Origin of the sequence: Nocardia sp. NPDC005746 (assembly GCF_040630785.1) — a bacterium.
GTDB lineage: Bacteria > Actinomycetota > Actinomycetes > Mycobacteriales > Mycobacteriaceae > Nocardia.
In genome coordinates, this window is record NZ_JBEXYE010000010.1 from 204273 (window position 1) to 218964 (window position 14692).

Below are 14692 nucleotides of genomic sequence, written 5' to 3' on the forward strand. Positions count from 1 at the left end.
TTGATCGGTGGGGCAACTTCGGTGGATCCGCAGGATGCTGTGGGCCAATTCCACCGAGAACCGCTCGGGAACCACCGCACAGCTGTCGGAGACCGGGGCTGCGCGTTGCGGGGACCATGGCGTGCGCACCACATACCTCCTTCCGCTGACAGAAGATGGAATATCCGATCCGAACCCTTCACAAACACTGGCATGATGAGTGCGATCTACATCACCGACCAGTCCTGCTGGTCTGCGCACAGGGGAGGCGATAGTGGAAGCGAAGAACCGCGTGATCGAAGCCGACGCGGTGTGGCGGCGCGGGGACGACAGCGCCGACGGCGTCGAAATCGCCTTCCTGGCCAGTGGAAACATCGGCTTACGGGATTCCCGGAATCCGGACGGCCCGGTGCTGATCTTCACTCCCGGCGAGTGGGAGGCCTTCGTCGCCGGTGCCAAGGACGGCGAATTCAACCGGCCCGGAGCCTGATTCGACCGAGCCCGGCTCGAAACGAGCCGGGCTCAACGCCGTTCGAGCCCGGGCGGCGACCATGTTCAGGCCCCTAACGCCCCACTGATGGTCGGCCAGGAATTGTGCAGCGTGTCCTCCCAGTACGACCACGAATGCGTGCCCACCGGTGAATGTTCCACCCGCGCCGGAATGTTCAACGAACGCAACCGCTGTTCGAACGCGGTGACGCAGGCGTCCACCCCGAATTCGATGGGACCGCCGAAGAAGATGTTCTCCGGCAACTGCGGCTTGATCTCCAGCTCGTGTGGACCGGGCAGGCCGGTGCCGGTGGACAGGAAGATGGTCTTGCCGCGCAACGCCTCGGTCAGCACCGCCGGATTGTGGCCGGCCCAGACCGGACCGCCCGGCGCGCCCCACATGTTCAGCGGATTCCCGCCGCGATTGGCCACCGAGAACATCATGGCACCCTGCGCGATGGTGGTGTCCGGGCAGGCGCTGTAGCCCGCCACCGCCCGGTACATCTCCGGATGCCGCACCGCCAGCACGAACGCCGCGATCCCGCCCATGGACAGGCCGCCGATGGCATTCACGCCGTTACCGTCGAAATACCCGTCGATGATCGGCGGAAGTTCCTGCGTCAGAAAGGTTTCCCACCGGTAGCGGCCGAAGCGCGGATCGTCGGACACCCAGTCGGTGTAGTAGCTGGCCTGGCCGCCCATCGGCAGCACCACGTTCACGTTCTTGCCCTGGAAGAACGGCTCCGCGTCGGTGGCATTGGTCCAGGTGCTCTGGACGGCGCCGGGATCGAGACCGTCGAGCAGGTAGTAGGCGGGGCGCTCGCCGCTCCCGGTGGGATGCAGCACCTGCACCTGGATGACGCGTCCCATGGCCGCGGAGTCGATGAACAGCGCCGAGCGGGTGGCGCTCAACTCGTCGACCCGGACCACCTGGGCGGCGCCGGCGGTAGCAGGCGACGCGGCCACCGGATACAGCAAGCCTGTGGCAATTGCCAAAACAGCTGCGGCAACGGCTTTCCTGCGCATTCCCCACCTCCATCAGCCCACCACGATCGCAATCCAACGTAACTCGAGAAACTCGCGTGGTGTCGGGGAATGCGGTTATGGCGTGTCCTTGGCAAACCAGACGGTTCAGATATGGTAATGCGAGGCAGCTATGAATTCAGGGCAATTCGGGCCAATGCCCCCTTGATAGATCCCGCCAGATAATCCAGGTCCGCGCGCGCCGGGGAAGTCGGGCGCGCCCGCAACCCGAAACCATCCCCCGGAGTGCGCGGAATCACGTGCAGATGCACATGGAACACCTCCTGACCCGCCGTCACCCCGTCGGCCAGAAAGAAGTTCACGCCGTCGCAGCCCACCTCGGACTCCCGCAGACCCGCCGCGATCCGCTGCCCCACCTGAAACAGCTTGCCGCCCATCGCGGGATCCAGCTCCGCCAGACTCCGCGCCGGCACCTTCGGAATCACCAGCACATGGCCCGGCGTCACCGGCCGAATGTCCATGAACGCCAGGCAATCCTCGTCCTCGTACACCTTCGAGGACGGGGCCCGACCGGCGACGATTTCGGCGAAGATCGTGTAAGGATTCATGCCCGCAGCTTAAGCGCGCGCCACCCGCTGCCCGGCCGCCACCGCGGCTCCATCGACTACGATCCCGCACCACGCTGCCCGTCCGCCACCACGGCTCCACCGACTGACGGGCGAACCGATCCCGCGCCACTCGCCACATATTCGTTCGCCCCGGCTCCGTTCAGGAGCCGGGGGCGAGATCCGAGAGTCGTTGTACCCCTACAGGATCGGCGACGGGGTGTAGCGGGCCGCCTCCGGGTCGGCGTCCACCAGCTTCTGCACCTGGGCGATCACCTCGGCGGTCTGCGCCTCGGCCGCGCCGATGAAGGCGGACCGGTCGGCCAGCGCCGCGTCCAGGGCGGCCCGGTCCAGCGGCATCCGGTCGTCGGCGGCCAGACGGTCCAGCAGATCGGGCTCGCGGCCCTGCTCACGCATGGCCAGCGCCACCGCCACCGCGTGCTCCTTGATGACCTCGTGCGCGGTCTCGCGGCCCACACCCGCGCGCACCGCCGCCATCAGGATGCGGGTGGTGGCCAGGAACGGCAGGTAGCGGTTGAGCTCGCGGTCCACCACGGCCGGGTAGGCACCGAACTCGGCCAGCACGGTCAGGAAGGTCTCCATCATGCCGTCGATGGCGAAGAAGGCGTCCGGCAGCGCGACACGGCGCACCACCGAGCAGAACACGTCACCCTCGTTCCACTGCGCGCCCGCCAGCTCGGCGGCCATCGAGCCGTAGCCGCGCAGCACCACCTGCAGGCCGTTGACGCGCTCGCAGGAGCGGGTGTTCATCTTGTGCGGCATGGCCGAGGAACCGACCTGGCCGGGCTGGAAGCCCTCGGTGACCAGCTCGTGGCCCGCCATCAGCCGAATGGTGTGCGCGAACGAGGACGGGCCCGCGCCCACCTGCACCAGCGCGGAGATCACGTCGTGGTCCAGCGAGCGCGGGTAGATCTGGCCGACGCTGGTGAACACGTTCGCGAAGCCCAGGTGCTTGGACACCTTCTGCTCCAGCTGCGCCAGCTTGGCCGAATCGCCGCCGAGCAGGTCCAGCATGTCCTGGGCGGTGCCCATCGGGCCCTTGATGCCACGCAACGGGTAGCGGTCGACGAGCTCCCGCAGCCGGGTCAGCGCGATGACCAATTCGTCTGCGGCGGAAGCGAATCGCTTGCCGAGGGTGGTGGCCTGCGCGGCCACGTTGTGCGAGCGTCCCGCCATCACAAGGGTCTGGTACTGCGCCGCGCGCTCGGCCAGCCGCGCCGCGATGGCCACGCCGTGGCCGTACACGTGCTGCAGCGACAGCCTGATTTGCAGCTGCTCCACATTCTCGGTGAGGTCGCGGGAGGTCATGCCCTTGTGCACGTGCTCGTGCCCGGCGAGCGCGTTGAACTCCTCGATCCGCGCCTTCACGTCGTGGCGGGTGACCCGCTCGCGCTCGGCGATGGACTTCAGATCGACCTGATCGATGACCCGCTCGTAGTCCTCGACGACACCGGCCGGAACATCGATCCCCAGCTCGGCCTGCGCCCGGAGAACCTCGAGCCACAGCCGCCGCTCGAGCACGATCTTGTTCTCGGGCGACCAGAGGTGAACCAGCTCGGGGCTGGCGTAACGGGTGGCGAGGACGTTCGGCACAAGACTCACGTTGTGCCAGTTTACCGGCTGTGTGCTGCGGGTTAAGCCGGTGGGGCGACGATGTCGATGATCTCCAAGAGCGCCCCGCGCGCCATGCGGCGGGGTTGGGGGTCGAACTCACCGAGCGCGGTCACCACCGCCCCATCGACTACCGCCACCAGACGGCGGGTCTGTTCCGGGCGGACCACCCGGTCGGACCGACGCAGGACATCGGTCAGCAGTTCGTCCAGCTGGGCGCGTAGTCGCAGCTGGACCTCTCGTAGTTCGGGGTGGCGGGCGGAGGCGACGGAGCGTTCGTAGCGGGCGATCAACTGGCCGCGTGCGTCCTCGTCCTGAATCTCGGGGCCCACCAACAGGTCCAGCACCAGTTCGACCGTCGCCTCCGCGCCGCGGCGGCGGTGCGTCACCTCGCCGACCCGGCGGCGCATGGCCTCGAGTTCGGCGGTGCCGGAGAACTCGACCGCCCGCGCGATCAGATCCTCGAGCGATTCGAAGTAGTAGGTGGTCGACGCGAGCGGCAGATCCGCCCGGGTCGCCACCGAGCGGTGCCGGACCGCCTCGAAGCCACCCTCGAGCAGTAGCTCGGCGGCGGCACAAACCAGTGCATGGCGACGCCGTTCGCCTTTCGGAGTCGTCGCAGTGGTCACGGTGCAATCGTGCCAGTCATCAGCGGCGCTGTGTTCATTTTGCCCACCGCGCTCAATCCTCTTGGCAGATCAGGCCAAATACCGTCCCAACCGGTCCAGTGCCTCTTCGATGTCGGCGGCGGCTCCGGCGAACGAGAAGCGAACGGTGTGATGGCCGTGGCGGGTGTCGAAGTCGATGCCGGGGGCGAGTGCCACGCCGGTCGCGTCGAGTACCTCGGTGCACCAGCGCATCGAATCATCGGTCAGGTGCGCGATATCCGCGTAGACATAGAACGCACCGTCGGCGGGGGCGAGGTCGGTGATTCGAAGCTTCGGCAGGCCCGACAGCAGCAGCTGGCGATTTGCCGCATAGCGTTTCACATGACCGTCCAGTTCGGCTTTGGCTTCCGGACCGAACGCGTGCACCGCCGCAAACTGAGAAATAGCTGGAGGGCACACGGTCATATTCGAGGCGAGCCGTTGCAGCGCCGGACGCAGCGACTGCGGCACCAGCATCCAGCCCAGCCGCCAACCCGTCATGGAGAAGTACTTCGACACCGAGCCGATCACGACGGACTCACGCGAGGTCTCCCACGCGGACGAGGTCGGTTCGGTGTCGTCGTAGACGATGCCGTGATAGATCTCGTCCGAGATGAGCAGCGTCCCGTGCTCGTCGCACCAGCGGGCCAGCGCCGCCAGTTCCTCCGGCGCGATCATGGTGCCGGTCGGATTGGCCGGGCTGGCCACGATCAACCCCGCGGGCGGTTCGGGCAGCGCCTCCAGCATGGCCACGGTCGGCTGGAACCGCGTCTCCGGACCGCAGTCCAGCTCCACCACGTCACAGCCCAGCGCGGTCAGCGTGTTCCGGTAGGCCGGATACCCGGGCCGCGCCACCACCACGGTGTCCCCGGCGTCGAACGCGGCCAGGAACAGCAGCGTGAACGCGCCGGACGACCCGGTCGTGACCACGACATCGTCCGCCTCCACCCGCACCCCGTAGGTGCTCCGATGGTGCTCGGCGATGGCCTCCCGCAACGCCAGAACCCCGAATGTCTCGGTATAACCCAGCAATTCGGAATCCATAGCCTGTTTGGTGGCCCGCAAAACCGCCTGCGGAGCGGGCGTGGAAGGCTGCCCCGCGGCCAGCACCAGCACGTCGCCGTGGGTCCGAGCCCGTTCAGCCGCTGCTTTCCAGACGTCCATCACGTAAAAAGGTGGAATGGTCGACCGGCGAGATTCGATACGCACCCGACAGACGGTAGAGCACCCGCTCCCCCGACTGTCCGGGAACGGTCGTGCGAATGCCTGAGGAGGCCGCTGTGCAGGGGGGACCAGCAACCACCGGGAACACCCGGGCCGCCGACCCACAGCCACCCGCCTCCCCCGCCCCGGACGCCTCCACACCGCACAACGGCCGTCGACCGCGACGAGGCGGGACCGCGATGCTCCGGAAGCTCCGACGCGGAGACTCGGCCACCGAAGCCACCCAGGATGCGCCGCGGCCGGACACCGAGGCCACCTCCGACCTTCGACCCGGCACCGCAATAGGCGAGCCGCAGAGCGTGGACACCGATCTGCGTCGTCAGCGCCGGACCACCGAGACCTACACACCCGGGCTGCGGTCGCTGCCGAACGTCGAAAGACCGTCACGGGTCCGAGCGGCTTCGAAGCGAGCCGGGCTGTGGGCGGTCCAGCTCGTCGGGCAGGTGATCGCCTCCCTGCGGGCGTACGCGCCGATCGTGCGGGCGCGAGCCGTCGAATTGTGGTCGCGGCGACCGCGCTCCTGGGCCGAAGCCGTCGCGTTGGCGCGGCGGGGGCGTGCGGAGGCGCGGCGGCAGTGGCCTGTGGTGCGGGCGTGGAGTATTCAGCATCGGGTGCTGATCGGGGGGATGACGGCGGTACTCGTGTTCGCGAGCGCGGATGGGGCGCTCGGGTTGATCCCCACCGACGCTGCGGTGAGTCCCGGTGTGGCGGTGCGCATTCCGGTGCAGTATCCGCTGCAGATCCAGGCCACGCGGGAATCGTCGAAACGGTACCTGGACGCCATCAACAATGGTGAACACCTGCGCGAGCAGGCCGTGGTCTCGGCCGCCGCGGCGGCAACGCTGGAACGCGCCAAGGCCGAGGCGGCAGCCGCCGTGGCCGGGCAGCCGCAGCCGTGGCTGACCCCGTCTCCCGACGCGACGTTGCCGCCAGGATTCGTGCTCCCGGGCGTCGGCGGTTTCGCGTTGCCCGCGAAGGGCCTGTTCACCTCCGGATTCGGCGCGCGCTGGGGCACTTTCCACGCGGGCATCGACATCGCCGCCCCGCTGGGTTCACCGATCTACGCGGTCGCCGCGGGTACGGTCATCGACGCGGGCCCGGCCCAGGGCTTCGGCCTCTGGGTGCGCATCCGCCACGACGACGGCGCCATCTCGGTCTACGGCCACATGTACGACTTCTCGGTCTCCGTGGGTGAACGCGTCCCGGCGGGCATGCAGATCGCCCGCATCGGCAACCGCGGCGACTCCACCGGCCCCCACCTGCATTTCGAGATCGTCATCAACGGCCAGCACGTCGACCCCCAGGCCTGGCTCGCCCAACGCGGCATCGTCCTCGGCTGATCCGGCCTGGAGCGCGGAATATGGCCGGGCTCCAGCCGAATACCGGATCGCCCGCCCGAACCAGGTTCGGGCGGGCGATCTCTCGTCGGTCGCGGTGTCGGAGTCGGCCGCGGCGAGCGGGATTCAGTTCGCGGTCGGCACCGTGATGCGGCCCTCGGTGGCGGCCAGCGCGATGTCGGTGCGGAAGTGGCCGCCCGGCAGCTTGATGCCGGCGAGGCGCTCGTAGGCGTTCTTGCGGGCCTCGACCAGGTCGGCGCCCTGGCCGACGATGGCGAGCACGCGGCCGCCGGCGGAGACCAGCGCACCGTCCTCACGCTGCGCGGTGCCCGCGTGCAGCACCTCGGATTCGACTCCGGTGCCGGTGGATTCGGCGCCGGTGATGACGTCGCCGCTGCGCGGGCGGGCGGGGTAGTTCTCGGCGGCCAGCACCACGGTGACGGCCGCGCCGTCCTTCCAGCGCGGTGCGGCGACCTGGTCGAGGGTGCCGGTGGCGGTGGCGTGCAGGAGTTCACCGAGCGGGCTGTCCAGCATGGCGAGCACGGCCTGGGTCTCGGGATCGCCGAAGCGGCAGTTGAATTCGACCACGGCCGGACCGTTCTGGCCGATGGCGAGGCCGGCGTAGAGCAGGCCGCTGAACGGCACTCCACGCTTCACCATCTCGGCGGCGACGGGCTTGACCACGTCGTCGACGATGGCCTGCAGAGTCGCTTCGGGCAGCCACGGCAGCGGCGTGTAGGCGCCCATACCGCCGGTGTTGGGGCCGGTGTCGCCGTCGCCGACCCGCTTGTGGTCCTGGGCGGGCAGCAGCGGCACCACGGTCTCGCCGTCGACCAGGCAGAACAGCGACACCTCGGGGCCGTCGAGGAACGACTCCAGCAGCACCGGGTGGCCCTGCTCGAGCAGTTCGGCCCCGTGCTCGCGGGCGACCGACCGGTCCGGGGTCACCACGACGCCCTTGCCCGCGGCCAGCCCGTCGTCCTTGACCACCCAGGTCGGGCCGAAACGGTCCAGCGCCGCATCCAATTCGCCCGGGTGATCCACGATCTCGCTGTGCGCGGTCCGCACTCCGGCCGCGTTCATCACGTCCTTGGCGAACGCCTTCGAGCCTTCGATCCGCGCGGCGGCGGCCGACGGGCCGAATACCGGGATCCCGGCCGCGCGCACCGCGTCGGCCACGCCGAGCACCAGCGGCACCTCGGGCCCGACCACCACGAGGTCGGCGGCCAGCTCCTGAGCCAGCGCCACCACCTCGTCGCCGGAGGAGGCGTCGACGGCCCGCACCTCGGCATGCTGGGCGATGCCGGCATTGCCGGGCGCCGCATAGACCGCGGTCACCGCCGGGTCCTTGCGCAGTGCCAGGACGAGGGCATGTTCACGGGCTCCGGAACCGATGACGAGTACGCGCACGGCAGACAGCTTAAAGGGCTGGACTCACGCACCGGGGAGCGGTCTGCCATGCGTCGGTGCGGGATGCCCCGCCCAGTGTTCGGGGCGCGTCTCGTTCCGGACCGAGTGGAGCGGGGAAGCGATGCGGAGGAGCGGAGGGAGGGAAGAACGAGACCTCCAGCGCCCCGAACCGGCCCCGGAGCGGAGCGGAGGGGCCAATAGACTCAGCTCATGGCTTCTGTTTTCTCCGCAATCATCGACGGTCAGCTGCCCGGCCGATTCGTCTGGGAGGACGACGAATTCGTCGGCTTCCTCACGATCGCCCCGGTGACGCAGGGGCACACCCTGGTGGTGCCGCGCAAGGAGATCGACCAGTGGCAGGACGTCGATCCGGGCACCATGGCCCGACTGACCGGTGTCGCCCAGAAGATCGGCCAGGCCGTGCGCACCGCCTGGGACGCCCCGCGCGCGGGCCTGCTCATCGCCGGACTCGAGGTGCCGCACCTGCACGTGCACGTGTTCCCGGCCTTCTCGATGGGCAACTTCGACATCTCCGGCGCCGACCCGCAGCCCAGCGTCGAATCCCTGGACGAGGCCCAGACCAGGATCAAGCAGGCCCTGCGCGACCTCGGCTACGGCGCGAACGTCCCGGAGTGACCCGACCGGGTGCGCGCCCACAGCGCGCACCCGCCGGTGGCCACGCCGCGTGAAGCCACCTCCCGCGGCTCACCGCCCGCATCCACCCTTCGGCTGCTCCGCAGGGCTGACAACTCGCAGCCCGGTTCACGACTCCGCGCGCGGCAGCCGCACGGTGAACGTCGTGCCCTCCCCCGGCACGCTCGTCACCGATACCGCTCCCCCGTGTGCCGCGACCAGCGCCTGCACGATCGACAGTCCCAGCCCCGTCCCGCCGCTGACCCGGCTGCGCGACACATCGGTGCGATAGAACCGCTCGAACACCCGCTCGGCCTGTTCGGCGGCCAATCCCGGCCCGGTGTCGGCCACCTCGATCAGCACCTCGCTCGTGGCGGGTGTGAGCCGCACGGCCACCTCGGCGTCCGGCGGCGTGTGCACCAGCGCGTTGTTGATCAGATTGGCGAGCACCTGCCGCAGCCGCGTCTCGTCGCCGAGGATCTCCAAAGTGCCGGGGCCGGGCCGGATTTCGAGGTCGATCTTGCGTTCCGGCCCTTCCGGATGTTGCGCCGCCGCCAGGGCGCGCGCCCCGTGCACGGCATCGCTGGCGAGCATGAGCAGATCCACCGACCGTCGTTCGACGGGCCGCTGCGCGTCCAGCCGGGCCAGCATGAGCAGGTCCTCGACCAGCAACCCCATCCGGTTGGATTCGCGTTCGATGCGGTCCATGAGCAGGTCGGGCTCGGTGATCGCGCCCTGCCGGTACAGCTCGGAGAAGCCTTTGATGGTGGTGAGCGGGGTGCGCAGTTCGTGGCTGGCGTCGGCGACGAACTGCCGCATCTTGGCCTCGGAACGCCGGGCCGCCTCCTCCGACGCCTCGGTGGCGGCGAAGGCCTGCTGGATCTGGGTCAGCATGGTGTTCAGGGACTGCGAGAGGTGATCGACCTCGGTATCGGTGCCGCGCACCGGAACTCGCCGATGCAGGTCACCGCCCGCGATGGCGGCGGCCGTGCCCTCGACTTCCCGCAATGGCCGCAGACTGCGCCGGATCACCATGCGCGCCACCGCGGCCAGCGCCGCCAGCACCAGCGCGCCGATCACCAGTTGCAGCACGATCAGCTTGTCCAGCAGCGAGTTCGTCTCGTCCATGCGCAGCGCGATGGTGCTGGTGCCCTGGTCGTTGACGGTACGCAGCACCCGCCATTCCTCACCCGAGGCCCCGATGGAGCCGACCGTGCGCGGCTTGCTGCCCAGATCGGCGGGCACGTCCGGTTCCTGCACCCCGGCGGTCAGGGTCAGGGTCGACTGCCCGGCCGCGTCACGCACCTGCACCCAGTACAGGTGCGGGGGTCGTTCCCGCCCGCGCACGGTGGGCAGCGGTTCGGGTCGTTGCGCGCCGGGCGCGGCCCAGCTGTGGGCGGCGTCGGACAGCTGCCGGTCGATGCGCTCGACCAGCACGTTCCGCATGAGCGAGGTGACCGCGATCCCCGAGACCAGCAGCCCGAACCCGACCAGCGACACCAGCGCCAGCACCAGGGTGGTGCGCAGCGGCACCGCGGCGAGCCGGTCGGTGATCTTGCCGCGCAATCCGCGAGCCGCCTCGGCCGCGTTCACTGTGCCGCCGTGCGACCGCGCGGCTCCCGCATCACGTATCCGACCCCGCGCAGCGTGTGGATGAGCCGATCGGGCCCGGTGTCGACCTTCTTGCGCAGGTACGACACGTAGGTCTCGACCACGCCGACCTCGCCGCCGAAGTCGTAGCGCCACACGTGGTCCAGGATCCGCGGTTTGCTCAGCACGGTGCCCGCGTTGACCAGGAAGTACCGCAGCAGCGTGAACTCGGTGGGCGACAGGGCGACCGGTTCGCCCGCCTTCCACACCTCGTGCGTGTCGTCGTCGAGCTCGATATCGGCGAACCGCAGCCGCGACGACTTGGTCTCCGGCGCGGACCGTCCGGCGCGGCGCAGGATCACCCGCAGCCGGGCCACCACTTCCTCGAGGCTGAACGGTTTGGTGACGTAGTCGTCGGCTCCGAGCGTCAGCCCGGTGATCTTGTCGTCCACGTCGTCGCGGGCGGTCAGGAACAGCACGGGCGCGTCGATCCCGTCGGCCCGCAGCCGCCGCAGCAGCCCGAATCCGTCCATGCCGGGCATCATCACGTCGATGATCATGGCGTCGGGCCGGAAGGTCTTGGCCCGGTCCAGCCCCTCGGTCCCGCTGGCGGCGCTGGCGACCTCGAAGCCCTGATACCGCAGGCTCACGGACAGCAACTCGACGATCATCGGCTCGTCGTCGACGACGAGCACCCTGGCCTCGGGTTCGCGTCCTTGCGCCGGCACACCTGTCATGGCCTCATATTCTGCGCCGCGCCCGCGAGAACGCTGGTCCTTCCCTGGGAGTTTCCTGCGAACGCGCCGGGACCCCCGGATACGACGAACGCCGGTCGATGTCTCGACCGGCGTTCGTGCACGAGCCCCCTGTCAGGATTGAACTGACGACCTTCGCTTTACAAGAGCGGTGCTCTACCACTGAGCTAAGGAGGCGGAAAGCGGAGCCATCATAACCGGGGTGGCCGGCTGCGCGGAAAAGCCGGCTTCCCGGTCGGAACGATGCTGACTGCGAACACCGGGACACGGCCTGTCGACGCTCGTGGCATCGACGGCCGCGTTCGGAAGTCGTTCGCGCAGTATCGGACTAACCGCTGAGTGTCAGGACTGGGCCGCCTGACGAGCCGCGTCGTCCGCCGCCATGGCGTCACGCAGGCTCTTGGGCCGCATGTCAGTCCAGTTCTTCTCGACGTACTCGACGCATGCGGCGCGGGAGTCCTCGCCGAACACGACTCGCCAACCCGCCGGAACCTCGGCGAAGGCCGGCCAGAGGGAGTGCTGTTCCTCATCGTTGACCAGGACGAAGAACCGGCCGTCTTCGTCATCGAAGGGATTGGTGCTCATTTCACCTCACTGGATACTGGCGCTGTGTACGGGTACGTAGACGGATCGTCCAGCCACCGCAGTGTTGGAACGAGCCCCCGACGTTGATTCGACCCTAGCAAGGCAGGCGTTACCGCTGGGCGGTTACCTGCACTTCGTTCAGGCCACGAAGAATTCGACAAGGATCTTATTGACGACCTCCGGTTGTTCCAGGTAGCCGAAGTGCCCGGCGTCGGGAACCTCCTGGTAGCGGGCACCCGGAATGATATCGGCGACCTCTCGCGCGAGGTAGGGCGGGATCATCCGATCGTCGGCGAAGCCCAGCGCGAGGCAGGGCACGGTGATGCCGCGATAGGCCGCGGTGCGGTCGAAATCGTGGTCCATGCGGCGCTGGGCCCGCACGCCCGGGGTGACCGGGCCGCCGGTGAATTCGAACAGGTCGAGCCAGTCGCGGGCGGCGTGCTGGTCGGCCAGCGAGGCCGGGGAGAGGTTCATCAGGGCGGTCATGGCGGCCTCGTACTTGGCGGGCAGCCGCACACCGGCGTCGTCGAGGTCGTGCTCGCCGATTCCGAGGGTTTTCTGGAACTGGTCGAGCCGGGCGTGTCCGGCCATGAACACGGCCTTGCGGACCAGGTCGGGACGGGCGAGCGCGACTTCCTGCGCGACCCGCGAGCCCATCGACTGGCCGACCAGGAAGACCGGCCCCTCGCCGAGGAATTCGATCAGGGCGACGGTGTCGCGGACCAGGTCCTCGATGGTGATCCCGGCGGGCGATTCGAAGGAGGGCGCGATGCCGCGGTTGTCGAAGGTGCAGACCCGGTATCCGGCCGCGACCAGCGCGGGGACCTGGTGCAGTTCCCAGACCCGGCCTCCGCTGCCGGTGCCCATGATCATGACGACCAGCGGCGCCGACCCCTTGACGTCGGTGCCCTTGGACCGGTCTCCCTTGACCTGGTAGTTCAGCGAGATTCCGTTCACCGTCGCCAACGGCATGCTTGCGACCCCTCACATCTGGTGTTGCCACTCTCTTTGCGTCCACCGTATAGGTCGGGGCCGACGGAATGTTTCTTCCCCGCTCGCATTGCGGTTAGGGCTCGCAATGCACGCAGCGGCGAGGCCCGACTTACCTGGCGGATACGATGGACTCCTCGCACCGAGCAGACTTCTCCGAGAGGACATGAGATGGCCGCGAAGACCGGCGCAAACGACATCGCGGACGACGATCTGGAGCCGCTCGCCGACGAAACCGCTCGCCAGGCACAGCGGGTGGTGGCGGCGTACGCCACCGACGCCGACGAATGCCGCATGCTGCTGTCGATGCTGGGCATCGCTCCGACGCGAGGCGAATGACCCGTGCACCCGGATAGCTCCGGCTCCGGTTTCGTCGTCGTCGCCAACCGGCTCCCGGTGGACCTGGAGCGCCTGCCCGACGGAACCACTCGCTGGAAGCGCAGCCCCGGCGGCCTGGTCACGGCACTGGAACCGGTACTGCGCAATAACAAAGGCGCCTGGGTCGGCTGGGCCGGCGTCCCGGACGTGGAGCTCGATCCGATCGTCGAGGACGGTCTGGAACTGCATCCCGTCCCGTTGTCGGGCGACGAGGTCGCCGATTACTACGAGGGCTTCTCCAACGCGACGCTGTGGCCGCTGTATCACGACGTGATCGTGCGGCCGGTCTACGACCGCCAGTGGTGGCAGGCGTACGTGCAGGTGAATCGGCGCTTCGCCGAGTACACCGCGAAGGTGGCCGCCGAGGGCGCGACCGTGTGGGTCCAGGACTACCAGCTGCAGCTGGTGCCGAAGATGCTGCGCATGCTCCGCCCCGACCTGACCATCGGCTTCTTCCTGCACATTCCGTTCCCGCCGGTGGAACTGTTCATGCAGATGCCGTGGCGCACCGAGATCGTCGAGGGCCTGCTCGGCGCCGACCTGATCGGCTTCCATCTCCCGGGCGGCGCGCAGAACTTCCTGTATCTGGCCAGGAGGCTGGCCGGGCAGCCGACGTCACGCGGCAATGTGGGCGTGCGCTCGAAACTCGGTGTGGTGCAGGTGGGTTTCCGCACCGTACGGGTGGGCGCGTTCCCGATCTCCATCACCTCCGCGGAACTGGACGAGTATTCGCGCCGCCGCGATGTGCGGGAGCGGGCCGCGAAAATCCGTGCGGAACTGGGCAATCCGAAGACGATCCTGCTGGGCGTCGACCGCCTCGACTACACCAAGGGCATCGACATCCGGCTCGCCGCGCTCGAGGAGCTGCTGCACGACGGCCGCATCGACCCCGCGGACACGGTGATGGTGCAGCTGGCCACGCCGTCCCGCGAACGCGTCGAGTCCTACAAGCAGATGCGCGGCGATATCGAACGCCAGGTGGGCCGCATCAACGGCGAGTTCGCCCGGGTGGGTTATCCGGTGGTGCACTACCTGCACCGTCCCATCCCGCGCGAGGAGCTGATCGCGTTCTTCGTGGCCGCCGACGTCATGGTGGTGACCCCGCTGCGCGACGGCATGAACCTGGTCGCCAAGGAGTACGTGGCCTGCCAGGGCAGCCTCAACGGCGCACTCGTGCTGAGCGAGTTCACCGGCGCGGCAGCCGAATTGCGGCAGGCCTACCTGTGCAACCCGCACGACCTGGACAGCGTCAAGGACGCGCTGATCGGCGCGATCGACGACGACCGCGACACCCGCCGCCGACGCATGCGCTCCATGCGCCGCCAGGTCCTGACCCACGACGTCGACCGGTGGGCCCGAGCCTTCCTCGACGCCCTGGCCACCGACCGCGTCGCGGGCAGCGCCCTGCTCACCGACGACGACGTGGACCCGGGCCTGAGCCGCTGACCACGGAA

The 14692-nt window shown here is 68.8% G+C and carries 15 protein-coding genes and 1 tRNA gene; 5 read left to right on the forward strand and 11 right to left on the reverse strand.

Translation table 11 applies throughout. The features are described from left to right. Window positions 1-253 precede the first annotated feature (253 nt). Window positions 254-469: a DUF397 domain-containing protein gene (locus tag ABZ412_RS20700; protein WP_357282705.1), complete on the forward strand. Its 216-nt coding sequence runs from the start codon at window positions 254-256 to the stop codon at window positions 467-469. Between the two features lie 65 nt (window positions 470-534). Here the strand turns inward: ABZ412_RS20700 and ABZ412_RS20705 are convergent, their stop codons facing one another. From ABZ412_RS20705 to ABZ412_RS20725, 5 genes are all read right to left on the reverse strand, one after another. Then, the gene (locus ABZ412_RS20705) at window positions 535-1494 is read right to left on the reverse strand and encodes an alpha/beta hydrolase family protein (RefSeq protein ID WP_357282707.1); all 960 of its coding nucleotides are present in this window, start codon (window positions 1492-1494) and stop codon (window positions 535-537) included. A gap of 128 nt (window positions 1495-1622) precedes the next feature. Continuing rightward, window positions 1623-2060, reverse strand: coding sequence for an HIT domain-containing protein (locus tag ABZ412_RS20710; protein WP_357282708.1), 438 nt, complete (start codon window positions 2058-2060; stop codon window positions 1623-1625). Between the two features lie 198 nt (window positions 2061-2258). Next, window positions 2259-3680 (reverse strand): adenylosuccinate lyase, encoded by a 1422-nt coding sequence (purB, locus tag ABZ412_RS20715; RefSeq protein ID WP_357282709.1) that lies wholly within the window; start codon window positions 3678-3680, stop codon window positions 2259-2261. 32 nt (window positions 3681-3712) lie between these two features. Beyond that, on the reverse strand, window positions 3713-4318 hold the full coding sequence (locus tag ABZ412_RS20720; RefSeq protein WP_357089689.1) for a TetR family transcriptional regulator: 606 nt from the start codon (window positions 4316-4318) through the stop codon (window positions 3713-3715). Window positions 4319-4387: 69 nt separating this feature from the next. Continuing rightward, on the reverse strand, window positions 4388-5545 hold the full coding sequence (locus ABZ412_RS20725) for a pyridoxal phosphate-dependent aminotransferase (protein ID WP_357282711.1): 1158 nt from the start codon (window positions 5543-5545) through the stop codon (window positions 4388-4390). Between the two features lie 194 nt (window positions 5546-5739). On the opposite strand from ABZ412_RS20725, the gene ABZ412_RS20730 reads away from it, so the two are divergent. Continuing rightward, on the forward strand, window positions 5740-6900 hold the full coding sequence (locus tag ABZ412_RS20730) for a M23 family metallopeptidase (RefSeq protein WP_357282712.1): 1161 nt from the start codon (window positions 5740-5742) through the stop codon (window positions 6898-6900). Window positions 6901-7023: 123 nt separating this feature from the next. Here the strand turns inward: ABZ412_RS20730 and purD are convergent, their stop codons facing one another. Next, the gene (purD, locus tag ABZ412_RS20735) at window positions 7024-8307 is read right to left on the reverse strand and encodes a phosphoribosylamine--glycine ligase (RefSeq protein WP_357089695.1); all 1284 of its coding nucleotides are present in this window, start codon (window positions 8305-8307) and stop codon (window positions 7024-7026) included. 210 nt (window positions 8308-8517) lie between these two features. Between purD and ABZ412_RS20740 the strand changes: the two genes are divergently transcribed. Next, window positions 8518-8943, forward strand: coding sequence for an HIT family protein (locus ABZ412_RS20740; protein ID WP_357282714.1), 426 nt, complete (start codon window positions 8518-8520; stop codon window positions 8941-8943). Between the two features lie 126 nt (window positions 8944-9069). On the opposite strand, the gene ABZ412_RS20745 is transcribed toward ABZ412_RS20740, so the two are convergent. From ABZ412_RS20745 to ABZ412_RS20765, 5 genes are all read right to left on the reverse strand, one after another. Beyond that, a complete protein-coding gene (locus tag ABZ412_RS20745; protein ID WP_357282715.1) occupies window positions 9070-10533 on the reverse strand; it encodes a HAMP domain-containing sensor histidine kinase in 1464 nt (487 codons plus the stop codon). Beyond that, window positions 10530-11267 (reverse strand): response regulator transcription factor, encoded by a 738-nt coding sequence (locus ABZ412_RS20750; RefSeq protein ID WP_357282717.1) that lies wholly within the window; start codon window positions 11265-11267, stop codon window positions 10530-10532. Before ABZ412_RS20750 ends, ABZ412_RS20745 begins: the two co-directional genes overlap by 4 nt. Window positions 11268-11390: 123 nt before the next feature. Next, a tRNA-Thr gene (locus ABZ412_RS20755) sits at window positions 11391-11462 on the reverse strand. A 165-nt stretch (window positions 11463-11627) separates the two neighbouring features. After that, complete coding sequence (locus ABZ412_RS20760; RefSeq protein WP_019931522.1) at window positions 11628-11870, reverse strand: MbtH family protein; 243 nt, start codon at window positions 11868-11870, stop codon at window positions 11628-11630. 138 nt (window positions 11871-12008) lie between these two features. After that, a complete protein-coding gene (locus ABZ412_RS20765) occupies window positions 12009-12842 on the reverse strand; it encodes an alpha/beta hydrolase (protein WP_357282719.1) in 834 nt (277 codons plus the stop codon). Window positions 12843-13031: 189 nt separating this feature from the next. Here ABZ412_RS20765 and ABZ412_RS20770 point away from each other — a divergent pair, with 189 nt between their 5' ends. Continuing rightward, complete coding sequence (locus ABZ412_RS20770) at window positions 13032-13199, forward strand: hypothetical protein (RefSeq protein WP_167659823.1); 168 nt, start codon at window positions 13032-13034, stop codon at window positions 13197-13199. Between the two features lie 3 nt (window positions 13200-13202). Next, a complete protein-coding gene (locus tag ABZ412_RS20775) occupies window positions 13203-14684 on the forward strand; it encodes a trehalose-6-phosphate synthase (protein WP_357282720.1) in 1482 nt (493 codons plus the stop codon). Window positions 14685-14692: the final 8 nt, after the last annotated feature.